General features: G+C 60.0%; 17 protein-coding genes. All 17 read left to right on the top strand.

Annotated features, from left to right (window positions below):
- The first annotated feature begins 112 nt into the window (after positions 1–112).
- The 17 genes from dinB (at position 113) to QFX07_RS05825 (ending at position 23,429) form a co-directional block, all read left to right on the top strand.
- Positions 113–1,537: a DNA polymerase IV gene (dinB, locus tag QFX07_RS05905; protein WP_279754676.1), complete on the top strand. Its 1,425-nt coding sequence runs from the start codon at positions 113–115 to the stop codon at positions 1,535–1,537.
- 213 nt (positions 1,538–1,750) lie between these two features.
- Complete coding sequence (locus QFX07_RS05900; protein WP_049337555.1) at positions 1,751–2,152, top strand: DUF3040 domain-containing protein; 402 nt, start codon at positions 1,751–1,753, stop codon at positions 2,150–2,152.
- A 502-nt stretch (positions 2,153–2,654) separates the two neighbouring features.
- Positions 2,655–3,086 (top strand): division/cell wall cluster transcriptional repressor MraZ, encoded by a 432-nt coding sequence (gene mraZ, locus QFX07_RS05895; RefSeq protein WP_279740445.1) that lies wholly within the window; start codon positions 2,655–2,657, stop codon positions 3,084–3,086.
- A 103-nt stretch (positions 3,087–3,189) separates the two neighbouring features.
- Complete coding sequence (gene rsmH / locus QFX07_RS05890; protein WP_279754673.1) at positions 3,190–4,254, top strand: 16S rRNA (cytosine(1402)-N(4))-methyltransferase RsmH; 1,065 nt, start codon at positions 3,190–3,192, stop codon at positions 4,252–4,254.
- Between the two features lie 20 nt (positions 4,255–4,274).
- Complete coding sequence (locus QFX07_RS05885) at positions 4,275–5,249, top strand: cell division protein FtsL (RefSeq protein ID WP_279754672.1); 975 nt, start codon at positions 4,275–4,277, stop codon at positions 5,247–5,249.
- A 62-nt stretch (positions 5,250–5,311) separates the two neighbouring features.
- Complete coding sequence (locus QFX07_RS05880) at positions 5,312–7,177, top strand: peptidoglycan D,D-transpeptidase FtsI family protein (RefSeq protein ID WP_279754671.1); 1,866 nt, start codon at positions 5,312–5,314, stop codon at positions 7,175–7,177.
- A gap of 168 nt (positions 7,178–7,345) precedes the next feature.
- Complete coding sequence (locus QFX07_RS05875) at positions 7,346–9,091, top strand: Mur ligase family protein (protein WP_279754670.1); 1,746 nt, start codon at positions 7,346–7,348, stop codon at positions 9,089–9,091.
- On the top strand, positions 9,084–10,703 hold the full coding sequence (locus QFX07_RS05870; RefSeq protein ID WP_279754669.1) for a UDP-N-acetylmuramoyl-tripeptide--D-alanyl-D-alanine ligase: 1,620 nt from the start codon (positions 9,084–9,086) through the stop codon (positions 10,701–10,703). The genes QFX07_RS05875 and QFX07_RS05870 overlap by 8 nt, the downstream gene beginning before the upstream one ends.
- Before the next feature lie 6 nt (positions 10,704–10,709).
- Positions 10,710–11,915 carry a phospho-N-acetylmuramoyl-pentapeptide-transferase gene (gene mraY / locus QFX07_RS05865; RefSeq protein WP_049353001.1) on the top strand — a complete coding sequence of 402 codons (1,206 nt, stop codon included), beginning with the start codon at positions 10,710–10,712 and terminating at the stop codon, positions 11,913–11,915.
- Positions 11,915–13,501, top strand: coding sequence for a UDP-N-acetylmuramoyl-L-alanine--D-glutamate ligase (murD, locus tag QFX07_RS05860; protein ID WP_049353000.1), 1,587 nt, complete (start codon positions 11,915–11,917; stop codon positions 13,499–13,501). Before mraY ends, murD begins: the two co-directional genes overlap by 1 nt.
- Positions 13,502–13,650: 149 nt before the next feature.
- Complete coding sequence (locus tag QFX07_RS05855; protein ID WP_279754665.1) at positions 13,651–15,783, top strand: FtsW/RodA/SpoVE family cell cycle protein; 2,133 nt, start codon at positions 13,651–13,653, stop codon at positions 15,781–15,783.
- A 183-nt stretch (positions 15,784–15,966) separates the two neighbouring features.
- The gene (gene murG / locus QFX07_RS05850; RefSeq protein WP_279740463.1) at positions 15,967–17,067 is read left to right on the top strand and encodes an undecaprenyldiphospho-muramoylpentapeptide beta-N-acetylglucosaminyltransferase; all 1,101 of its coding nucleotides are present in this window, start codon (positions 15,967–15,969) and stop codon (positions 17,065–17,067) included.
- Entirely contained in the window at positions 17,067–18,566 is a 1,500-nt protein-coding gene (murC, locus tag QFX07_RS05845) for a UDP-N-acetylmuramate--L-alanine ligase (protein ID WP_279740464.1), read from the top strand. The genes murG and murC overlap by 1 nt, the downstream gene beginning before the upstream one ends.
- A 9-nt stretch (positions 18,567–18,575) precedes the next feature.
- Positions 18,576–20,198, top strand: coding sequence for a cell division protein FtsQ/DivIB (locus QFX07_RS05840; RefSeq protein ID WP_279754663.1), 1,623 nt, complete (start codon positions 18,576–18,578; stop codon positions 20,196–20,198).
- Positions 20,199–20,394: 196 nt separating this feature from the next.
- Positions 20,395–21,576 (top strand): cell division protein FtsZ, encoded by a 1,182-nt coding sequence (gene ftsZ / locus QFX07_RS05835; RefSeq protein ID WP_279740468.1) that lies wholly within the window; start codon positions 20,395–20,397, stop codon positions 21,574–21,576.
- A gap of 148 nt (positions 21,577–21,724) precedes the next feature.
- Positions 21,725–22,573, top strand: coding sequence for a purine nucleoside phosphorylase YfiH/LACC1 family protein (locus QFX07_RS05830; RefSeq protein ID WP_279754662.1), 849 nt, complete (start codon positions 21,725–21,727; stop codon positions 22,571–22,573).
- A 19-nt stretch (positions 22,574–22,592) separates the two neighbouring features.
- Positions 22,593–23,429, top strand: coding sequence for a YggS family pyridoxal phosphate-dependent enzyme (locus QFX07_RS05825; RefSeq protein WP_279754661.1), 837 nt, complete (start codon positions 22,593–22,595; stop codon positions 23,427–23,429).
- Positions 23,430–23,498: the final 69 nt, after the last annotated feature.

Below are 23,498 nucleotides of genomic sequence, written 5' to 3'. Positions count from 1 at the left end.
AAAGTCCAAGAGAATGCATTTACGAACACGTTTACGATAGGATGCCTCTATTTTTCGTAGAAATATGCTATATTTTCGGTAGGTGGGTGTAGAAGCTATGAGAGGAGGCGACATGGGGCAGACGCGAACCGGTAAGAATAGTGGCGCAAGGAACGGTCGCGTCATGATGCACCTGGACATGGATGCCTTCTTCGTCAACGTCGAACTCCTCGAAAACCCCGCTCTGCGCGGTGAACCCATCATCGTGGCGCCCCTGGGCCCCCGCTCGGTCGTCTGTTCCGCCTCCTACGAGGCGCGCGCCCACGGAGTGCGTTCCGGTATGCCGCTCAGTCGCGCTCGAAACCTCAGCCCCAATGCCACCGTCCTGCCGTTACGTGGCGACTACCGGCACTACTCCCGTGCCGTCATGGCAATCCTGAACGATCTGAGCCCCTACGTTGAGCAGGTTAGCGTGGATGAAGCCTTTGTGGACCTAACCGGCGCCTATCTGCACGGCCAAGACCCCGTCGCCCTGGCGCAGCATGCTCGCGACCGCATCGCCCAGGAACTTTCCCTACCCTCCTCCGCGGGGGTTGCGCCCAATAAACTACTCGCCAAAATGGCGTCCACCGGTAGCAAGCCGAACGGGCTGTGGGTTATTCCGCCCGAGCGCGTTCAAGAATTTCTTGACCCGAGAAAAGTCTCCGACCTGTGGGGAGTGGGTGCGAAAAGTACCGAGCAGCTCTCCCGATACGGTATTCACACCATCGCCCAGATGAGGGCCATGAGCCTGGACTGGCTCAAAGAACGCTTCGGCACAGCCCAAGGTGAGCACCTCTGGGCTATGGCGCGCGGCATTGATGAACGCCCCGTGACGATCGAACGTGAAGAAAAAAGCATGGGGGGCGAGCATACCTTCGAGGTGGATGCGACCGATGCCCAGGAGATTAGCGCTGCTATTCGGGAGCTGAGCCTCAAACTGGGCAAGCGCCTGCGCACAGCCGGGAAACTCGCCGGAGGGCTCAGCCTCAAAATCCGCTACAGCACCTTCGAAACGCACACCCGCGCTATTGCCCTGAACGTGCCTGTAGACTCCGGCATGCAGATTGCCTCCCTGGCATTGGAAGCCCTGCATGCAGATGGAATCTTGGTAGGGCAGGCGGCGCCCCGCCCCCTGCGACTCATTGGAGTGCGCGCTGAGAAACTAACCCGTGCAGAAGACGGGGTGCAACAGACTCTCTTCGACTCCATTGAGAACAGGGCAAGCTCACGCTCCATGCAAACTGGCTCCGCAAGAATCCTCTCCGCAAAAACCATCTCCATACAATGGGGCGGTGGGGGAGCCGGTAATAGTCAGCGGAACGGTACTCGCACAGGGTCTGGTATTCGCTTGGGGTCTGGCGCTCGCCTCATGAAAAACGGCAGATGGTCCGAGGTGGAGCACGTCATGGACGCCGTTCACCGCAAGTACTCGCAGGAAAGCCTCAAACCCGCCTCCGGAGTTGCCTCACCCCAACGGAAAGCTGAGCAAGAGTCTGAAGAAGGGAAAAGAGGCTGAGGGAAACCACCACGGAAAGGGCGGCACCCTCCGTAGAAGACCTTAAGTTGCTTTTGCCTAAAAAAGAATGCGCCAACCTCATCCGGCGCGGTACGATGGGAAGCATACGACGGGAAGAAGCGCTATCGCGCCAGCTGATACATCGGCTAACCCGGTTATGACCCGGTTGATACCGACGTCATCTTGAGCAGAGACACCTCAAAGGAGAAAACGATGGCACTGTCTGAGCGTGAACAGAAGGTTCTGGACCAGCTTGAAGAACTCATGAGCAATGAGGATCCGCACTTTGCCTCCTCCATGTCTTCAACCGGCAATACTGCGCCGGTTTTTAGTGCTCGCCATTTGGCTCTCGGCATTCTCTTCGTTCTCATCGGTCTGGGTATCATTATTGGCGCGGTCGCATCTAACATGATTTGGTTGGGTGTATTTGGCTTCCTCTTCGCGGCTGGTGGCGTGTACTTTGCAACTACCAGTAAGAAGACCCCGGTTGATTCCTTCCTCGGCGGTAAAGCAGAAGGCGCAGCGCGTGTACGTCAGCGTGAACAGAAGGAGCGGTCCTCCTTCATGAACCGACTGGAGGACCGTTGGGACGAACGCAACAACGGTCAGCTCTAACACTGATTTGTCTCAATAAATTTTTTTGCGGCTAAGTGTCCGTACTCTACTACACTCTCAAGACTTCGTAGGCGGAGGTAAGAATGCTCTTACCTCCGCTTTTTCTATGCCGGAACTAGTGAGAGATGTACGTATGAGGAATTGGGTAGAGGGAGCACACCAAATCCTGAAATCAGCCCCCGTCACTGAATCTGGGTATGGCAAATATGATGAGGGTGGAGCGCTGAGTGCATACGCCCGAACCTGTGTAGAAGCTGTGCACCAGCGTTAAAAATGCAGAAGAGAGCATAAAAACGCTAAAAGATACTCTGCCGGGTGGGGTAGGTGGTGCAAAGTGGGGTAAAGTGGAGGAAGAAGCTGAAAGTCAGTCCTATCGCCGTGCCCTCAAACACGCGGTGGAGGCGCTGGTTTGGCACACCCTACCACCGGCACCTGCAGGATTGTGGAACAGCCCCGCTCCCGCAGACTTCAGCACAAGGCACACATCGGGGAGGTGAAGTGAATGTTCCTAGGTACCTACTCACCACGAATGGACGCCAAAGGACGCATCATCCTTCCCGCCAAATTCCGTGAGGAACTCTCAGCAGGCCTCGTTCTGACCCGCGGTCAAGAACGATGCCTGTATGTTTTCCCCGCCGCAGAATTTGAACGTATCCACGAACGGATGCGCACCGCACCCTTGCCAGGACGAGCCGCCCGAGACTTCCTGCGAGTTTTCCTCTCCGGAGCCTCAGACGAACTGCCCGACAAGCAGGGGCGCATCACCATCCCTCCGATACTGCGCCAGTACGCAGGACTGACCGACAACCTCGTCGTCATCGGATCCGGTACCCGCGCAGAAATCTGGGATGCCGCAGTCTGGGAAGAATACCTCGCCCGCACCGAAGCTGAATTCGCCTCCCTCGACGAGGACCCATTCAGCCCGCTACTCTAACCAGCATTCTGCTGGTGTGACGGCTATTGCCCGGCATCTCTCTATCGCACCGCACCACTCTTCCGTAAGCTTTCCCGCAGGACAAATTCTCACAGGAGCACCCATGAGCGTAGAACACGCCCCCGAAACCGGTACGACCGACTCCGGTACTGCCGCCAAGGTCACCGGCGCATCCATTGAGAACCTCTCCCAGCGCGAAGCCAGCGAACGCCACGTACCCGTCATGCTGGACCGCTGCATTAACCTGCTTGCCCCCGGTGTCGAACGTGCTGTTGAGGAACGCGGCACCGCCTACGTCATTGACGGCACGCTCGGCATGGGTGGTCACTCCGAGGCACTGCTTGAACGCTTCGAAAACCTTGTGCTGATCGGTATTGACCGCGACCTGCAGGCACACGCTATCGCCGGTGAGCGTCTGGCACGCTTCGGTGACCGCTTCGTACCTGTTCACGCTGTCTACGACAAGATTGACTGCGCCATGGAAGCCGCTGGCGTGCAGGGCATCGATGGCATCCTGATGGACCTGGGGGTCTCCTCCATGCAACTGGACGAACGCACCCGCGGCTTCGCCTACTCCTACGACGCGCCCCTGGACATGCGCATGAACTCCGAAGACGAGCTCACCGCCCGCATCGTCGTCAATGAATATAGCGAAGACCAGTTGCGTCGCATTATCCGTAACTGGGGTGAAGAGAAGTTCGCATCGCGTATCGCCCGCGCCATTTGCACCGCCCGCGCCAACGCACCGCTGGAAACCACCGGTGAGCTTGTGCGCATTATTCAGAAGGCGGTGCCCGTCGCCGCGCAGCGCACCGGCGGCCACCCCGCCAAGCGTACTTTCCAGGCGTTGCGTATCGAAGTGAACCACGAACTGGAAGCCCTCGAACGAGCCGTACCGGCAGCCCTGGAGGCGCTCAACCTCGGCGGCCGGTTTGTCGCCATGAGCTACCACAGCCTCGAAGACAAAATCGTCAAGAGGGCACTGACCGCAGAGGCAACCTCCAAGGCGCCCAAGGGCTTCCCGGTAGAGCTTGAAGAGCACAAGCCCACCGTCAAAATCATGACCCGCGGCGCCGAACCGCCTACCGACGAGGAAATCAAACAGAACTCTCGCGCCGCCAGCGCCAAGCTGCGCGCCGCCGAGAAGATCCGCATCCTTTCCAAGTAGAAGACAGAAAGCTAAGAAGAGTGAGCACCCAGCACGCATCCCCGCGCCCCACCCGCACCCAGGGCGTCCCGCGGAGTCGACGCGCCGGTTCCTCGCGCCCTGCCGCCGGAACCCCCGGCGCCGTTGGCTCTACCCGCGCATCCTCTGCCGGCGGCTCTACCGGGGTGAGCCGCGCCTCCACCCGAGCACACTCCGGCCGTACCCGTACCGCACGTCTGGAGCCGGTCACCGCCTCCCAGCCGGTGGTTCGTCCCGCCAGCACCGCGGCTTCGCACGGCGGTAAGCGCACCTCGACGAATGCGAGCCGCGTGCCCTCGAGCGTGCGTGCGGCAGCCCGTACCGAGGAGACCCGCGAGGAGAAGCCGAAGTCGCGTCACCCGCTCTCGACGGTGCGCCGCCGAGCTCGTAAGCTCAGCCCGCCGACTATGCTCGCTGTTTTTGCGGCAATTCCGCTGACCCTGGTCTTTATTCTGCTGCTCAATGTGCTGATTGTGACCCGCCAGTACGACATGGTGGATTTGCGTGCACAGGAGCAGCAGCTTGTGCAGGAAAACCAGGCGCTGCAACAGGAGATTGGCTTCAAGGAAGCCCCGCAGGACTTGGCGATTCGAGCAAGCACTCTGGGCATGTTCGTGAGCTCTTCGCAGGCGACCCTGAACCTGCAGTCCTCCACGATTGAGGGCACCCCCGCCCCTGCGGCAAGCCCGACCGGTGCTGAGGGAAACAAGCAGGAAAACCTGATCGCCCCGCCGGCAGCTGGCTCGAACGAAAGCTACGCCAAGGGCATCGTGGATGCGGACAAGTCCGTTCAGCAGCGCCACGGCCAGGCGAGCGCGGCGGCTAAGGCATCTGCAAGCGCCTCGGCGAGCCCTGCTCAGCAAACTAACTCAGCTCAGCAGGCTAACCCGACCCAGCCTGCACCGAGTGCCTCGGCTAGCTCTGCTACCGCACCGAGCGCCGCTCAGCAGCCCGCAGCAAGCCAAGCTGCACGATAAACAATATTGACCACAGGATGCGTAGCATCACCGATAGACTAGACCAGCGAAAGGACCACCGCATGAGCTCCGACGCGCGTAAGAACGCGAACGAATCGGCATCCGGTCAGCCGGATCTGACCCGCCGTGGCTTCGTCGCAGGCGCCGCAGCCACCTGCGCTCTGGGCGTTATCGGTGCGAACCTGTTTATCCGTCAGGGCTTTGACCCCGGTGCAGTGGCGAATGCATCCCGTCAGAAGCGTCTGCGCTCGCAGGTGCTGCCCGCTGTGCGTGGCCAGATTCTCGATATCAACGGTAATGTTATGGCGCGTACCGTGCAGCGTTATAACCTGACCGCAGATCAGAGCGCCGTGGCGACCTTCAAACGCTACAACGAGGATCGCACCCAGAAGATTGAGGTGACCCCCAACCAGCTGGTGTATGAGATGGTCGATATTCTCAAGACCGTTGACCCGGGCATTACCGACGAGTTCATCAAGTCCAAGCTGGACGGCACCTCCAAGTACTCGGTGATTAAGGCAAATATCACCCCGGAAATTTTCAATAAGATTGATGCTCTGGGTGCGCCCTTCATCTACGGTGAGGCGTTCTCCCAGCGCCTGTACCCCAACGGTAGTGTGGGTGGCTCCGTGGTCGGCAAGTACAACATTGTTGAAGAGGCTGACGGCAACGGCAAGGGCGGAACGGTGTCCCGTAACTTCTCGGTGGGCATTGAGCGTGTCTTTGAGAAGGAGCTTGCCGGTACCCCCGGTGAGCGTACCTACGAGATTAGTGCTGATGGTGTGCGTATCCCCGTGGCGAAGGAAGAGCAGCGTCTGGCGGTGGACGGTAAGAATATTCGCCTGACCATTAACCGTGATGTGCAGTATTTTGCGCAGCAGGTGGTACGTGCCCGCGCTGAGGAGCTGAAAGCTGAATGGTGTACCGCCATTGTTATGGATGTGCGTGACGGCTCCATTTTGGCTCTCGCTGATTCCTCCACGATGGACCCGGGGGCGGCAACTATTGAGGATGCGGCGGACATGACTCCGCGCGCTATTTCGCAGAACGTGGAGCCCGGTTCGACCGAGAAGATGCTGACTTCTTCGGCGCTGATTGAGCAGGGCCTGACGACTCCGACTAGCGTGTATGATGTGCCCGCGACCCTCACGATTGACGGCCAGACTTTCAAGGATGCGTTTGAGCACGGGGCGCAGCGGCGTACTTTCTCGGGCATTATTCATGACTCGATGAACACCGGTACGGTGCTGGTCGGTCAGAAGCTCAGCAAGGAAGAGCGCTACAACTGGTTGAAGAAGTACGGCGTCGGCGAGTTTACCGGCATTGAGCTGACCGGTGAGGAGCAGGGCCTGATTGCTGATTGGCGTGATTGGGATGGCCGTCAGCAGTACACTGTGCTGTTCGGTCAGGGTGTTGCGCAGACTCCGCTGCAGACCGCCATGATTTTCCAGGCGCTGGGCAATAAGGGCGTTCGTCTGAAGCCGCGCATTGTGGACGCGATCATTGACGCGGACGGTACCGAACATAAGCGTGCCGTGGAGCCTGGTGAACGCATGGTGAGCGAGCAGACTGCCGCCTCCTGCCTGACTCTCATGGAGAATGTGGTGGAGCAGGGCCACGCCCGTCCGGCGAAGGTGACCGGCTACCGCGTGGGCGGTAAGACTGGTACCGCGGAAGCTCCGAGTGAGAAGGGCGGCTATGACGGCAACACGACCTCCTTTATTGGCGTGGCGCCGATTGAGAACCCGCAGTTCTTGGTGGCGGTGACCATGCAGCGTCCTGAGGGTAGCGTGGGTACGAACGGTACGACGGCTGAGTTCTCCAAGATTATGGAGAAGACTCTGCACACCTATAATGTGCCGCGTTCTACCGGTGAACCGGAGTTGATTCCGCTTTTTGCTGAGGATAGCCCCAATAAGACGAGCTAAAGGCGAGCGGGGGAGAGGCGCCCGGTAGCCGATTCGTGATGAAGAAGCGCCGGTACTGAACACCTGTCGAAGCCTAAAGCCCGTAGAATATTGAATGACCCTGTGTGCCTTGAGCGCATTGACCATACAGAGCTCACCGCTTCGGACAGCGGAGAGGAAAGAAGGACGATGGATACCGCATCTCACGCACCCGGCCAGAACCTGCTGGGCGGCGACGCTCAGACTCTGCGCCCGAATTCTGTGCGCCCGGTGAGTTTGGCGCACCTTCGCGAACATCTGCAGGGCTTGGGTGCTCAGGTGAGTTCCCAGCCGGCTAGCGGCGTTCAGGGTTCTGAATCCGGTGATTCTGTTGAGGTCACCGGTATCAGCATGGACTCCCGAGGCGTTCGCCCGCAGGACCTGTACGTGGCTCTGCCCGGTGCGAAGGTGCACGGTGCGCAGTTTGCTGAGGCTGCGTTGAAGCTTGGTGCTTCCGCTATTTTGACGGATGCTGCCGGTGCGCAGCTGCTGGGTGAGGCGCCGGTGCCTGTCCTGGTGGCTGAGAACCTGCGCGAGTATGTCGGTCCGTTGGCTGCGCTGATTTATGGTTCGGCGTCGTTCCCCGCTACTCACCGTTACGCGGTGACCGGTACGAACGGTAAGACCACCTCCACCTACATGTTGGAGTCGGTGTTCCGCACCGGCCTGGGTGTGAAGACCGGTCTGATTGGCACTATTCAGATTCTGATTGATGGTGTGTCGGTTCCTTCGAAGATGACCACTCCGGAGTCTCCTCACGTGCATTCTCTGCTGACGATTATGGGTCAGCATCAGGTGCGTTGCGCGGCGATGGAGGTGTCTTCGCACGCGATTGATTACCACCGTGTGGACGGCGTGAAGTACGCGGTTGCTGGCTTTACGAACCTGACTCAGGATCACCTGGATCTGCACGGCACCATGGAGCACTACTTCGACTCGAAGGCTCAGCTGTTCACTCCCGAGCGCGCCGAGCTGGCTGTGATTACTGCTGATGACGAGTGGGGCGAGAAGATGTTCGCCGCTGCGTGTGAGCAGATGGGTGCCGAGCAGGTTCACCGTCTGGTCACTGCCCGCGGTGCCGGCCTGGCTGAGGTGCCCGCAGAGTTCGGTGCCCGCGACTGGGCTGTGGTGAAGGTCCAGCGTGAGGGCTTGGGTCACCGCTTCCACGTGGCTAATGGCGCCGGTGAGAGCATTGAATGCTACATCGGTCTGCCCGCTGATTTTAACGTTTCGAATGCTGCGCTGGCGGCGCTCATGGCGTACCTGGACACTGACTCCGCTGAGCGTGAGCGCCTGCTGCCTGAGTTGGCGTCCGGTTCGGCTCTGACTCCGGTGGTTCCGGGTCGTATGCAGCTGATTTCTTTGGCTCCGCACGCGATTGTGGACTTTGCCCACAACCCTGACGGCCTGACCCGTGCCCTGGAGGCGATGGACCGCCCCGGCGACGGCAAGGTCATGATTGTTTTCGGCGCGACCGGTGAGCGTGACCAGCTCAAGCGCCCGATCATGGGTGCGATTGCGGCACAGTACGCAGATATTGTGGTTGTGACTGATGACGATCCGCATGGTGAGGCGCCCGAGCCGATTCGTGCCGCCATTGAGGAGGGTGCGCAGAGGGCTGAGAACCGCCGAGCCACCCAGATTCTGAATATCGCTCCGCGTGCCGCCGCTATTGATGCGGCAATTGCCCTGGCGGGCGAGCACGACGCCATCCTGATTGCTGGCCGCGGCCACGAAACCGAACAGGATGTTGACGGCGTGGATATCGCCCTGGACGACCGCGTTGAAACCGCCCGTGCCCTGCGTGCGCACGGTTTCGAGATTCTGCCTGACTACCAGCGCATGCTCGAAGAAAGTGACTCTGAAACCGCTGAAGGTATGGTGAAGAATGATTAAGCTCAGCGCCGCCCAGATTATTGAGGCAACCGGCGGCACCGCTATCGGCCTGGAGGGCCGTGAGGAGCAGGTGTACGCAGACTTCGCCACCACCGACTCCCGTGAGGTGCAGACCGGTACCCTGTTCGTGGCGAAGCCCGGCGCGGTCACTGACGGCCACAGGTTCATCCCCATGGCGTTTGAGAAGGGTGCGACCCTGGCGCTGGTCGAGCATGAAGTACTCGACGAGCAGGGCGTGCCCTACCCGAGCATCCAGGTGCCGGATGTGGTGCTGGCGATGGGCGATTTGGCGCGCTATTCCATTGAGCAGATGCGCGCTCAGGGTGAGCTGACCGTTATCGGTATTACCGGTTCTGCCGGTAAGACCACCACCAAGGACCTTCTTGCCGCCATTTTCACCCCGGAGGGCCCGACCGTTGCACCGGTCGGCTCCTACAACAGTGAGGTGGGCGTGCCCCTGACCGTTTTCCGTGCGGATGAGTCTACCCGCTACCTGGTCATTGAGATGGGGGCCGACCACGTGGGCAACATCGAGTACCTGGCGAATATTGCGCACCCTGATCACGGCGCAATCCTGAAGGTTGGTACCGCGCATGCTGGCGAGTTCGGCGGCGTGGACAATATTGAGCGTACTAAGGGTGAGCTGGCTGAGGGCGTTCAGCCGACCGGCTCCCTGGCTCTGAACGCTGACGATGAGCGCGTGCTGCGCATGGCGTCGCGTTCGGTTGCCCCCATTACGTACTTCGGCGTGGGCGAGAAGACCGGCGCGAACGGTCACCCCTACGAACGCTATGTTGCGGCGCTAAACCTGCGTACTACCGATGCCGGTTGCCCCGAGTTCACTCTGCGCCTGCCTGACGGTGGAGAGTACGAGATTTCCTCGCAGCTGATCGGTGAGCACCACGTGCACAACCTGCTGGCTGCGGCGACGATCGCCTACAACAGCGGTATTTCGGGTGAGAAGATTGCTCGCGCGCTCAACAAGGCGGCGGCAGCTTCGAAGTGGCGTATGGCTCGCACCGACCGTGCCGACGGCGTGACCGTCATTAACGACGCGTACAACGCGAACCCTGAGTCGATGGCGGCGGCACTGCGCACCCTGGCGCAGCTGGGCCGCACCGTTGACCCAGCGACCGGTCAGCCGCACCGCACCTGGGCTGTTCTGGGCGCCATGCTGGAGCTCGGTGACGCCTCCCTGGAGGAGCACGACCGCATCGGCCGCCTCGTGGTGCGCATGAACATTTCCAAGCTGATTGCTGTGGGCGACGAGACGAAGCCCACCTACAATGCGGCTCACCTGGAAGGCTCCTGGGGTAATGAGGCGACCTGGGTGAAGACCCCGGAAGAGGCAGAGCAGATTCTGCGCGCCGAGGTTCGCCCCGGTGACATTGTGCTTTTCAAGTCCTCGAACGGCGCGAAGCTGGGCATTCTGGGTGACCAGGTTGCTTTCGCCGAGTACACCTTCGGTGCTGAGGAAGAGCAGGCACCGACCTGGCTTTCTGCCGGTGACTTTGTTGAAACCACCGATTTGAGCGACCACCTTGCCGCTCACCTGGACGGCACCGCTAACGGCGACCGTACTTCGACCGAACAGACCACGAACGAAGGGTAGCGCTTTATGATTACCGTGCTGATTGCTGGAATCTTCGGATTCCTCATCTCCCTCACCGCGCTGCCGGTGTTCATCAAGAAGATGTCGGCCCTCAACCTTGGCCAGCTCATCCGTGAGGAAGGCCCGGCAGCCCACCAGCACAAGGCGGGCACCCCCACCATGGCGGGTCTGATCTTCATCCCCGCGGCGATTCTCGCCTACTTCTTGACCCTGGCGGTGAGCGCCCTGCTCTTTGGTACCGCGCCGGTACCGACCGCTACCGCGTGGCTGACCATCGCCTTCACCCTGGGCATGCTCGGTGTGGGCGCGGCGGACGACATCATGAAGTTCCGCAATAAGGGCAACGAGGGCCTGACCGAGAAGCAGAAGACCATTGGTCTTCTGGGCGTGACCCTGCCCTTTGCGTACCTGGCGTTCCAGTTCCCGAATGAGTCGGGTGCTCGTCCGGCGTCGACCGCCATCTCTTTCGTACGTGACCTGCCCATTGACCTGTTCGCGGCGGGCGCGGTCTTCGGTTCCATCCTGCTGGTTGGTTGGATTACCCTCATCTCCCTGTCCGGTACGAACGCGGTGAACTTCACCGATGGTCTGGACGGCCTGGCTGGCGGCATCATGATGACCATCTTCTCCGGCTACCTGACCATCAGCATCTGGCAGTACGTACACGCCTGCTCCGCTGGCGCTGGCACCGCCTGCTACGATGTGCGCGACCCCGGTTCACTGGCGCTGATTGCCGCATCCCTGGTGGGTTCGCTGGCTGGCTTCCTCTGGTGGAACGTGTCGAAGGCACAGATCTTCATGGGCGACTCCGGTTCCCTGGCGCTCGGTGGCGCAATGGTTGCTTTCGCGCTGTTCACCCGCACCGAGCTGCTTCTGCTGGTCATCGCTCTGATTCCCGTGCTGGAAGTGTTCTCTGTGATTGTGCAGAAGTTCGTGTTCAAGACCAGCCGTAAGCGTTCGGTAGCAGCGGGGGAGAAGCCCCTGCACGCGCACCGTTACTTCCGTATGACCCCCTTCCACCACCACATGGAGAAGGTCGGCGTCAACGGCAAATACTCAATTGATAAGCGAGGCATTGCCCCCGGTACCGTCAGCAGCGGCGAAGTGAACTCCGTGTTCCGCCTCTGGGTTGTTAACGCCCTCTGCGTGCTCGTTGCCCTGGCGCTGTTCTTCGGTGACTGGTTCTCGCAGACTTCTGGAGTGATTCACTAATGTCAACTAATGAACAGCCGGATACAGCTCGCATTGAAGCGAACGCCGCCGCTATTGCGGTGAACCCGGTGTATGAGAACGAGCGCCTCGCGGAGCTGACTCACTGGGGTGCGCCCTGGGCTAACCTGCGCGTGGTCGTGGTGGGCATGGGTACCAGCGGCGACGCTGTGACCGATGTGCTCGCCCAGCTGGGTGCGAAGATCGTTGTCATCGACGGGGCTGATACCCCGGAGAAGCGTGAACGCATCGACCTGTACGCTAACGCCTACGGCAACGTTGAGGGCCTGTTCGGTCCCGAGCACATGCGCGCACTGCCCCCGGTGGACGGTCAGGAACCCGAGCTTGTGGTGACCTCCCCGGGCGTGCGTCCCGACCACCCGGTCATGCTGGACGCGTATGAGCGTCGCATCCAGATTTGGGGCGATGTGGAGCTGGCGTGGCGCCTGAATGAGCGCAACGACCGCCCGACTCCCAAGTGGCTGTGCCTGACCGGTACGAACGGTAAGACCACCACCGTGGGCATGGTCGATTCCATCCTGAAGGCTGCCGGTAAGAAGTCTATTCAGGTGGGTAACGTGGGCATGCCCATCGTGTACGCCATTGCAGACGATGAGCCCTATGAATTCTTCGCGGTGGAGCTGTCCAGCTTCCAGCTGCACTGGACCTACTCGATGTCCCCGTACGCTTCGGTGGTTCTGAACATCGCTGAGGATCACGTGGACTGGCACGGCTCCTTCGACGGCTACAAGGCTGATAAGGCTCGCGTGTACGAACACACTCAGGTCGCCTGCATCTTCAACACCGACCACGTAGACACCCTGCGCATGGTTGAGAACGCGGACGTTATTGAGGGCGCTCGCGCGATTGGCTTCAGCTCCACTGAGATGCCCTCCGTGTCGATGCTCGGCCTGGCTGAGGATATTCTGGTGGACCGCGCCTTCCTGAAGAACCGCTACAACGAGGCGTACGAGCTGGCGGTCCTGCAGGATCTGGCTCCGGCACCCGGTAAGATGCCCGCGAAGCACACCGTGGAGAACGCTCTGGCGGCTGCGGCGCTGTGCCGTGCGGCTGATATTGACCCGAAGGCTGTGGGCGCGGGCCTGCGTTCTTTCAAGACCGGTGCGCACCGCAACCAGCTGGTGGGCTACGCGAACGACATCATGTGGGTGAACGATTCGAAGGCTACGAATCCTCACGCTGCGAACGCGTCGATGAGCGGCTACCCCTCGCTGGTGTGGATTGCTGGCGGCCTGTCGAAGGGCGTTGAGTACGATGAGCTGATTGCTGCTCACGCTAAGCGTCTGAAGGCTGTGCTGATTATCGGTACTGATACTGCGGCGCTGAAGTCGGCGTTGGCTAACCATGCTCCGCAGGTTCCGACCTACAATATGACCGCCGCTGTGGCTGATTCTTCGGACGGTATTGCCGTGATGAACGCGGCCGTTGCGAAGGCTGCTGAGCTGGCGCATCCGGGCGATACCGTGCTGATGGCTCCCGCGTCTGCTTCGATGGACCAGTTCAAGAATTATGCGGTGCGCGGTGATGCGTTTGCGAACGCTGTTGCCGCCCAGCTGGCAGACTCTTAGGACATTGCCTGTAGAGGGTGTCTTGGGTGACCGGGGTGCTTTCTGCGGGTTCTTCTCGGGGGTGGGATGGTAACGGTGTCCCACCCCTGAACCTTTTTCGTGTATTCGCCACGACGGATCCGTGGCAGTTGAGGCCTATAGGAGGGCATGTGAGTACCAGCGCATCTTCGGAGCGTTCGGCTTCTTCGGCGCGTTCGACCGCGAGTGGTCGTTGGGCGTCTTTGCGAGCCGGTTTGGAGGATTTCTCTGCGCCGTTCCGTACTCGTGCCGATAGGCTGTACCGTCGTGGTTTGAAGGCTGACCTGTGGGATGTGCCGGTGATGCTGCTGGTCACGACCCTGGGTCTGGCTATTTTTGGCTGCATTATGGTGCTGTCGGCGTCGAGCGTCACCATGATTTCTCAGGGGCAGTCGCCGTTCTCGCAGGTTTCGTCTCAGGTCATGTTCTTGGTTCTTGGCGTGATTGCGATGGCGGGTATTACGCGTATCCCTGTTGGGTATTACCACAAGAAGTCTGTGGTGTACGCGATGCTGGTTGCCGCCTTGGTCATGCAGCTTGCTGTGGTGGTCGTTGGCGTTGAGGTGAACGGTAACCGTAACTGGTTGAAGCTCGGCCCGGTGCAGATTCAGCCGTCGGAGTTTTCGAAGCTGGCGATTATTATGTGGCTGGCATGGGTGTATAGCCGCCACGGCGATATTTCTCGCAGTATTTGGCGCACGCTGTTCCCCTCGATTTATGGTGTGGGCGCCCTGGTGCTGCTGATTATGCTCGGTGGCGATATGGGTACCGCCATGGTGTATGGCTTCATCTTTGTGGGCATGATGTGGCTGGCGGGTGCTTCTCGTAGCTCGTTGCTGAAGATTGGCGGCGCGTTTGCGATGCTGGCGCTGTTGGGTGTTTTCAGTAGCGCGAACCGTGTGGCTCGTATCTTCGGTATCTGGGGTTCGTGTACGAACGCTAACTGCGATCAGGCGAATTCTGGTGAGGTGGCGCTGGCAACCGGTGGTTTCCTCGGTGTTGGTCTGGGCCAGTCGCGTCAGAAGTATAACTACCTGGCTGAGGCGCATAATGACTATATTTTTGCCATTATTGGTGAGGAGCTGGGTCTGCTGGGCACTTTGGCAGTTCTGCTGCTGTATGTAGGTCTGGTATACTGCGCAGTGCGTATTATGCTGCGCACTACTGACCCCCTGGTGCGTTTGGCTACGGGCGGCATCATGATTTGGTTGAGCTCTCAGGCGATTATCAATATGGCCATGGTGTCCCGTATTTTACCGGTGATTGGTGTGCCTCTGCCGTTTGTCTCCTATGGTGGTTCGTCGCTGTTGTCCTCGTTGTTTGCGGCGGGTTTGTTGTTGGCGTTTGCGTGGCAGACTCCGATGCGTGGCGCAGCGGCACCGTCGAATATTGAAACCCAGAGTGCGCGTGAGGTTCGTCGTGCGAATGCTGACTGGAAGCGTCGTACGCCGTTGCAGATTGTGCTGAATCAGGAGGAGGCAGCTCGTGCGGCTGCCGGTGGCCACCTACTGAAGGAACATAACCCGTTTGCGCTGATGTTTGGTCCGGAGAGTACGTTGCGCCGCTGGTTGGGTTTTGCGCCGGATCAGCAGCGTGAGTTGGCACGTATGGCTCGTGAGCAGGAGAAGGCTCGTATACACGAGGAGGAGGTTCGTCGTCGTCAGGAGGCGGCGCAGGCTCGTGAGGAAGCTACCCCTGTGAAGGCGGAGCAGAAGGCCGAGGCCCAGAAGCAGAAGGTCTCTCAGAAGCCTGCACCGACGAACCCAGCTCCGAAGAAGGCATCCGCTCAGCCTCGTACCGGTCAGCAGGCTCGTGTTGCGAGTGGGCTGCCCACGCAGGGTCGTCCCGCTCAGGCTCGCCTTGCTCAGAAGGCGACCGCTGCGAAGCCTGCAGACCAGATGCCCTCGGCTCCGAAGCAAGCTGCACCGAAGCAGGCTGTACAGCGGCGCTCCGCTCAGCCTCGTACCGCTCAGCAGCCTGTTGCTCAGAAGCGAGTGCAGCAGCCTCGTGGTGCTCAGCTCCGTAGCGCGCAGCACCGTCCGTCGGGTTTGCTGCCTGCGGGTCTGCAGCCGTTGCATCCTGAGGATCGTCAGCGTCGTGCCCAGCGACAGGGCAACCCTCGACAGGGTGCTCCGCGTCAGGCAACGCCGCGACAGGGCGCCCAGGCAAAGGGTGTTCCGAAGGATGACGCTCAGCAGGTGCAGCGTCCGGCTCAGGGCGCGGCTCGGAACTCGGCTCAGCGCGGCACCCGCAGGCAGAGTTAGCCTCTGCAGGGTGAAAGGCTCGCGGCCGGAGCATGCTGTTCGGGCTACTATTTGAGCCTCCACTTGCACTGAATAAGAGATAAAGCCCTCGCCGTTGAGTCATAGCTCGACGGCGGGGGCGCTCTATTGAACAGATGCGATAGCGTAAAATAATCCTGTATCGATGTGTTGGGAGAAAGATCTATGACGAAGAAGACGCGCTCTATAGTCTTCGCCGGTGGTGGCACCGCCGGTCATATTAATCCGATGCTCGCGATTGCGCGTGCGGTTCGTGATCTTGAGCCGAACGCTAAGATTCTGATGCTGGGCACTGCGGACAAGATGGAAGCCGAGCTGGTTCCGGCAGCTGGTTTCGATATTGAGTTTATTCCCCGTGCGGCGTTCCCCCGTAGCATCAACCGTGCAGCTTTTGCTTTCCCCGCTAAGTTCTTGGGTGGCCTGTCGAAGACCCGCCGCATCCTCAAGGATGTAGATGCGGATGTGGTCGTTGGCGTGGGTGGCTACGTGTGCCCGCCAGCGTATTTGTCGGCGTTGAGCACTAAGATTCCCGTGGTGATTCACGAGGCGAACGCGAAGCCCGGTTTGGCGAACCGACTGGGTGGCACGTTCGCTAAGTTCACCGGTGTTGCATTCCCTAACACTCCTTTCCCGCGCGCAACCCTGGTGGGTATGCCGATGAAGGATGAGATTGCCTACCTGAACCGTGAGGCGCACCGTTCGAAGGCTCGCCGTAACCTGGGTCTGGACCCGCAGAAGCCTACCGTGATTGTCACCGGTGGTTCGCTGGGTGCGCAGAGCCTGAACAATGCGGTGGCGGCGTGCCGTGACCACTTTGCGGAGTGGGACTTCCAGATTCTGCATATTACCGGTAAGGGTAAGACTGTTCTGGATGAGAATGGTGAGCCGTTGAGTGAGCCGAATTACCGTCAGATTGAGTTCAGCAACGGCATGCAGGATGTGTACGCTGCCGCTGATCTTCTGCTGGTGCGTTCGGGCGCGGCGACTGTCAGTGAGGTTGCTGCAGTGGGTGTTCCCGCGATTTTTGTGCCGCTTCCCATTGGTAATGGTGAGCAGGCTCTGAATGCTCGTTCTCTGGTGGAGGCGTCTGCGGCTCTGCTGGTGAAGGATGCAGAGGTCACCGGTGAGTGGTTTGCCCGTGAGATTCCGGCTCTTATGGCGAATCCGGAGGAGTTGGAGCGCATGGGCGCTGCGGCGTATGAACTTGGTATCCGTGACGCGGCACGCGTTATGGCTGAAGCAGTATTGAAAGCAGCTGAGAAGTAATGACTGAATTGATGAATCTTGAGATGGTGCTGCCGGCACCGCTGAACCCGCCGTTCCCTGAGCGTGCGAAGATGAGCGAGTTGGGTCGTGTGCACTTCATCGGCATTGGTGGTGCGGGTATGAGCGCTATTGCCGTTTTGATGCTGCAGGCTGGTGTGACGGTGAGCGGATCTGACCGCGCCGAGTCGGCTACTGTTGAGTCTTTGCGTGCTGCGGGTGCTCGTGTGGCTGTTCCTCAGCAGGCGGAGAACATTGTGGATGTTGATACCGTGGTGATTTCTACTGCGATTCGTGAGGATAACCCGGAACTTGCTGCCGCTCGTGCGCAAGGTCTGCGTGTGCTGCATCGTTCTGAGGCGCTCGCCGCTGTGATGGGTGAGTCTCAGGTGGTTGCTGTTGCCGGTACTCACGGTAAGAGCACGACCAGCTCCATGATTTCTGTGATGTTTGATCAGCTGGGTGCACAGCCGTCCTTCGCGGTGGGTACTGTGATTACTGGTCGCGGCACGAACGCCCATCTAGGTACTCAGGGCCCCGAGTCGATTTTTGTGGCTGAGGCTGATGAATCGGACGGCTCGTTTGTGCGTTACCGCCCGGCTATTGCTGTGGTGACGAATGTTGAGCCGGACCATCTGGATTTCTATAAGACGGACGAGCGTGTCTTTGAGGCGTTCAACCGTTTTGTGGGTTCGCTGGCACCTAACGGTGTTGTGGTGACCTGCGCCGATGATGAGGGTGCGACGGCTTTGGCGGTTCATTCTCGTGCGGCGGGTGTTTCCGTTGTGACCTACGGTGAGTCTGAGGATGCTGACTTGCGCATTAGCGAGATTACCAGCGCGGGTTCTTCCTCTTCTTCGCACCTTTCCTGGTCTTTTGAGTGCCGCGGTGTGCGTTATGAAGGCCAGCAGAATCTTGCGCTGAAGGTGCCCGGTATTCATAACCAGCTGAACGCTTCGGCTGCTTTTGCTTCGGCGTTGATTTCTGGTTACGAGGCTGTTGATATTGCTCGTGCGCTGGCTGAGTTTGTGGGTGCTGACCGCCGCTTTACCCTGCGCGGTGAGGTTGCTGGTGTGAAGGTCTTTGATGATTACGCGCACCACCCGACTGAGGTTTTCCGTGCCCTGGAGACCGGTCGTACCGTGGCTGATGGTCATAGCCTGTACGTGATTTTCCAGCCGCACCTGTTCTCTCGTACTCGTGAGTTCGCGAAGGAGTTCGCGGAGGCCCTGTCGGTGGCTGACCGCGCTCATGTGCTGGATATTTACCCTGCTCGCGAGTTGCCGATTGAGGGGGTAACCAGTGAATTGATTACCGGTGCTGGTTTCTCTGAGGTTCGTTACGCTACCGCTGAGGGCGCTATTGAGGATATTGTGACCTGCGCTCAGGACGGCGATATTGTGATGACTGTGGGCGCTGGTGACGTGACCGCTTTGGGTGCGCGTCTGCTGGAGTCCTTGGGGATCCGTCACGGTGGCGAGTCGAAGAAGTCGGAGGCTTAGGCTGTGCCGATGAGTTCTGGTCTCTCTGCGGAGGGGCATTCCTCCTCGCGCGCGCCAAAGGCTCCGCGTTCGCGTGCTCGTCTGCGTGCTCAGCAAGTAGCTGAGAATGCGAAGACTGAGGTGGCACCGGTTGAGGCGGTACAGGCTAAGTCCGTGCCACCTCAGCAGGTGAAGGCTTCGGTAACAAAGGCTGAAGTGCCTCAGGCTGAACCTCAGCCGACTGGTGCTGCTCAGACTGATATTACGAAGCCTACTGGGTCTGTAGCCTCCGAGGCTTCTGCACAGCCTGCTGTTGCGCAGTCTGCCGCTACTCAGTCTTCGAGTTCCGTTCGACACATGCCGCGTAAGCCTGTGCATAAGGCTTCAATGCAGAAGAATTCTGAATCTTCGGCGTCCAAGAGCGCTTCGGAGGTTCATTCTTCGGCGCAGTCTTTGAAGGATTCGGTGCGTTCGGCGCTGATGACTGGTCGTACCGTGTCTGAGGTGGAGCACGCTCCCGAGCTGTTTGATGTTGAGGCGTTTGAGGATTCTTCTTCGAAGAGCGGCTCTGCTCAGACTGCATCCTCGCAGTTGGTGAAGAGCGTAGATAGGGGTAGCGATAAGGACGCTGACAAGAAGTCGGCGTCCACCGCTGGCAAAGCATCTGCCGGTTCTGTTGAATCTCACGAAGAGTCTGTCGCTCAGAAGGCTGAAGAAAGCGCCGATAAGGCGGGGGAGAAGGCTGCCGAAGACCCTCGCCCCGCGAGCCGTTTTGGTCGTTGGCGTGCCGAGCGTGAGCAGCAGCGTGCAGCGGAGATTGAGAAGGAACGCGAGCGTGCGAGCCGTCAGGCTCACCGTGAGCGTCTGCGTCAGGATCCGGGCCTAGACGGTCTGCGTGCAGAGGAGCGCTCCCGTAAGGAGCGTGTGCCTCTGACTCGTGCCCGTAAGCTGCTGTACACCGCCTCGGTGCTGGCTATTATTGCGGTACTGTACGTGGTGCTGGTCTTCTTCTCGCCCCTGTTGGCGACTCAGAAGATTACAGTGCGCGGCACATCCCTGCTGGAAACCACTCAGGTGGAGCAGAAGCTGGGGCCTCTGCGCGGGGTTCCGCTCACTCGCATTGACGAGAAGAAGGTGCGTGAGCTGATTGGGCAGGATAACGTGCTTCGTAGCGTGCAGGTGGAGAGCCGTCCGCCGCATGAGCTGGTGGTGACCCTGAAGGAGCGTACCGCTGTTGCGGTTGTGAAGCAGGGAGATACGTACCATACTGTTGATAGCGATGGTGTGAGCCTGCTCGAGTCGGCGACTCAGCCCGATACTTCGGTGCCGCTGGTTCGTTTCAGCGGTGATGATCCGAAGACTTCGGACGAATTCCGCACCATTTCTACGGTGCTCTCGGCGATGCCCTCTGAACTTCTAGTTCAGGTTAAGGAAGCTGGTGCCACCTCAACCTCAAGTATCACTATAACCTTGAGGGATAATACTACGGTGCAGTGGGGAACCGCTGAAGAGAGCGAGTTGAAGGCGAAGGTCCTGCTCTCCCTGCGCCAGGCTATTGCCAAGCGTGCTCAGGAAGAGAAATCTTCCGAAGCACAGATACAGAATGTGACCATCTACGATGTGTCTGCCCCGCGCGTACCGGTGACCCGATAGGGGAACCATTCAGGCGCTATATCCTCCCTTTTTGTGTTAAATCCACAAAAAGAGGGGGTAATTGCGCTTTGTGACTAGGAACCAGCAAAAACAGTTTGGTATCCTAGCAGATAAAGTCATTCTTTAGAGGAAACCTTTAGGCTTAGATTAAGCTGCGGGTCTTCCGAAGCTGGAACACGGAACAATCGAGGAATACATGGACGCTGGAACTCCCCAGAACTACTTGGCAGTCATCAAGGTCGTTGGTATCGGCGGCGGTGGCGTCAACGCAGTCAACCGCATGATTGAGGTTGGTCTGCGCGGCGTTGAGTTCATTGCTATCAACACTGACGCTCAGGCTCTGCTGATGTCCGATGCAGACGTTAAGCTGGACGTTGGTCGTGAGCTGACCCGCGGTCTTGGCGCGGGCGCAAACCCCGAGGTTGGCCGTCAGGCAGCCGAGGATCACGCGCAGGAAATTGAGGAAGTCCTCAAGGGCGCAGACATGGTCTTTGTGACCGCAGGTGAGGGCGGTGGCACCGGTACCGGTGGCGCACCCGTCGTGGCACGTATTGCCCGCTCCCTCGGCGCTCTGACCATTGGTGTGGTGACCCGTCCCTTCACCTTCGAAGGCCGTCGCCGCTCCAACCAGGCTGAGACCGGTATCGCTGCTCTGCGCGATGAGGTTGATACCCTGATCGTTATTCCGAACGACCGACTGCTGTCGATTTCGGATCGTAACGTCTCCATGCTGGACGCATTCAAGTCGGCTGACCAGGTTCTGCTCTCCGGTGTGCAGGGCATTACCGACCTGATTACCACCCCCGGCCTGATTAACCTTGACTTCGCTGACGTTAAATCCGTCATGCAGGGTGCAGGCTCGGCTCTGATGGGTATCGGCTCGGCATCCGGTGAGGACCGTGCCGTGAAGGCAGCTGAGCTGGCTATCGCTTCGCCGCTGCTGGAAGCATCCATCGACGGTGCACATGGCGTTCTGCTGTCCATTCAGGGTGGCTCAGACCTGGGTCTGTTCGAGATCAACGAGGCTGCACGCCTGGTTCAGGAAGTTGCTCACCCCGATGCAAACATCATCTTCGGTGCTGTTATTGACGACGCACTGGGCGATGAGGCTCGCGTGACCGTGATTGCTGCTGGCTTCGACGCAGTGAACCCGGAGACCAACTCCAACGCTTCCACTGCTGCAGTTACCCAGGCTCAGCGCACCCAGGCATCCTTCGGCGGTTCCACCGCTCCGGCTGCTAACGGCTACGGCTACAACACACCCGCTGCTGCTCCGGCTTCCACCGGCGCTGCTGGCTTCGACGTTGACCTTCCCTCAGTTGTGGAGGAAGCTCCGGCTCGCCGCGACACCCTGGACGTCCCTGACTTCCTGAAGTAGTCTGCCCGGCTGTGAACGCCTAAGCGTTGCACGGCTGAGAGTCCTATGAAGCTATAGGGGAGCTGAGAAACACGCACATTGTGCTGTTCTCGGCTCCCCTTTGCTATACCCGCCGTTATACCCGCTGACCTCTGATAAGGAATGGAAGATGAGCGATAATCCCAAACCTTCGTTACTTGCCTCTGCCGATACCCTCACCTTGGGCCCCTGGCGTGTGCGGGTAGGTTTCACCTCCCGCGCGGCGGGCAACCTGGGCCTGCACGTGGACGATGAGCTCGGTGGCGGTATGGACGCATCCCTGGTGCGTACCCTCAACCACCGTGCCGCCCTGGAGGAAGCGCTGGGTACCGACCCGTTCTTTTACCTGAACCAGGTGCACGGTGTGCAGATTGCCCGCCCGGAAGACTACGCGGTGGAATCCTACGCGCCCGGTGCCCCGCAGGAGCGTACCGCTAAGCGTGCCCGAGCGGTGCTGGAGAACTCCCCGGTCGCCGATGCCGCCATCAGCAGTGAGGGTGTGCCCCTGGCGATTATGGTGGCGGACTGCATCCCGGTGGTGCTGGTGGGTGAGCGGGTCGCGAACTGGCAGCCGATTCTTGCGGTAGCCCATGCTGGCCGCCGCGGCCTGCTTGACGGTGTACTCCAGCAGACCGTGCAGCGGATGCGTCAGCTCGGCGCGGAGAAAATTATCGCGTGGCTGGGCCCGAGTATCTGCGGTAGCTGCTACGAGGTACCCGAAGATATGCGCGCCGAGTCCACTGAACTGATTCCGCAGGTGCATGCGGTGACCAGCCAGCAGACCCCCGGACTGGATCTGCCCGCCGGCGCCCGTGCGGTGCTGGAAGAGGCGGGCGTGCAGGTGAGCATGGACTGTGCGCGGTGCACGTTTGAGGAGCCTGAGGTGTATTCACATCGCGGGTTCACGAACCGCGGTGAGAAGCCGGGCCGCATCGCGGGTCTGGTGTGGATTCAGAAGCTGGAAGAGCCCGCCGCGTAGAGACGCTGAAGGAGAGAAGATGTCTGAGATGAATGTAGAAGAACAGAACCTGCACTACACTCCCGAACGTGCCGAGCAACTACTGCAGAACTATCGTCGCGTGCTTGCGCGTATCCGCGCCGCGGAGCAGGACCGTAGCGCGGTGCGTACTGAGGCGAGCGCCTCAGTGCAGCTGGTGACGGTTACGAAGTTCTTCCCCGCCTCTGACGCAGCGGCGCTGCTGGATGGGGGAGTAGCTCTCTTCGGTGAGAACCGCGACCAGGAGGCGAGTACGAAGGCTCGCGAGCTTGCCGCCTACTGTGCCCAGCGTGAGGTGCAGCCCCCGCACTGGGCGTTTATTGGCCAGTTGCAGACGAATAAGGCGAAGTCTGTGATCAAGTACGCCTCCAGCGTGCATTCAGTGGACCGCCCCTCCCTGGTGGACGCGCTGGCGAAGGCGTACACAAACCAGCTCGCGCGCTTCGAGGCGGGGGAGGCACCCGCACCCGCGGCGGCGGAGCAGGGTGCGCTGACCTGCCTGGTGCAGGTGTCCCTGGCAGAAGTTGCGACGGCTGGCCACGCCGCTGAGGGCGCGCGCGGTGGTACGAGCGCCTCTGAGCTGCTGGAGTTGGTGGAGCGCATCGAGAACCACGAGCATCTGCGCTGTGGTGGCGTGATGGCGGTGGCGCCGCTGGGAGTGAACCCGGATGAGGCATTTGAGAAGCTCTACGGGCTGGCGTTGCTGGTGCGTGAGCAGGTGCCGCATGCGACCGAGATTTCTGCCGGTATGAGCGGGGATTTGGAGGCTGCGGTGCGTTGGGGCTCGACCTGCGTGCGCGTGGGTAGCGACATCATGGGTAAGCGCCCGGCGCTCTAGCCTCGCCCAAGCTACGCGCCGTGCGTTGCCTATCGCACTTTGGACTGCTTTCGGTACAAACTGCGGCAT

It is taken from the genome of Rothia similimucilaginosa (assembly GCF_029850985.2).
Classification (GTDB): Bacteria; Actinomycetota; Actinomycetes; order Actinomycetales; family Micrococcaceae; genus Rothia.
Note: the sequence above shows the minus strand (reverse complement) of the source record. Positions and strands in the feature narration are given on the sequence as shown.

Excerpts from the sequence above, each read along its gene's own strand:
- dinB (WP_279754676.1), top strand. The coding sequence starts at position 113 with ATGGGGCAGACGCGAACCGGTAAGAATAGTGGCGCAAGGAACGGTCGC.
- QFX07_RS05900 (WP_049337555.1), top strand. The coding sequence starts at position 1,751 with ATGGCACTGTCTGAGCGTGAACAGAAGGTTCTGGACCAGCTTGAAGAA.
- mraZ (WP_279740445.1), top strand. The coding sequence starts at position 2,655 with ATGTTCCTAGGTACCTACTCACCACGAATGGACGCCAAAGGACGCATC.
- rsmH (WP_279754673.1), top strand. The coding sequence starts at position 3,190 with ATGAGCGTAGAACACGCCCCCGAAACCGGTACGACCGACTCCGGTACT.
- QFX07_RS05880 (WP_279754671.1), top strand. The coding sequence starts at position 5,312 with ATGAGCTCCGACGCGCGTAAGAACGCGAACGAATCGGCATCCGGTCAG.
- QFX07_RS05875 (WP_279754670.1), top strand. The coding sequence starts at position 7,346 with ATGGATACCGCATCTCACGCACCCGGCCAGAACCTGCTGGGCGGCGAC.
- QFX07_RS05870 (WP_279754669.1), top strand. The coding sequence starts at position 9,084 with ATGATTAAGCTCAGCGCCGCCCAGATTATTGAGGCAACCGGCGGCACC.
- mraY (WP_049353001.1), top strand. The coding sequence starts at position 10,710 with ATGATTACCGTGCTGATTGCTGGAATCTTCGGATTCCTCATCTCCCTC.
- murD (WP_049353000.1), top strand. The coding sequence starts at position 11,915 with ATGTCAACTAATGAACAGCCGGATACAGCTCGCATTGAAGCGAACGCC.
- murG (WP_279740463.1), top strand. The coding sequence starts at position 15,967 with ATGACGAAGAAGACGCGCTCTATAGTCTTCGCCGGTGGTGGCACCGCC.
- murC (WP_279740464.1), top strand. The coding sequence starts at position 17,067 with ATGACTGAATTGATGAATCTTGAGATGGTGCTGCCGGCACCGCTGAAC.
- QFX07_RS05840 (WP_279754663.1), top strand. The coding sequence starts at position 18,576 with ATGAGTTCTGGTCTCTCTGCGGAGGGGCATTCCTCCTCGCGCGCGCCA.
- ftsZ (WP_279740468.1), top strand. The coding sequence starts at position 20,395 with ATGGACGCTGGAACTCCCCAGAACTACTTGGCAGTCATCAAGGTCGTT.
- QFX07_RS05830 (WP_279754662.1), top strand. The coding sequence starts at position 21,725 with ATGAGCGATAATCCCAAACCTTCGTTACTTGCCTCTGCCGATACCCTC.
- QFX07_RS05825 (WP_279754661.1), top strand. The coding sequence starts at position 22,593 with ATGTCTGAGATGAATGTAGAAGAACAGAACCTGCACTACACTCCCGAA.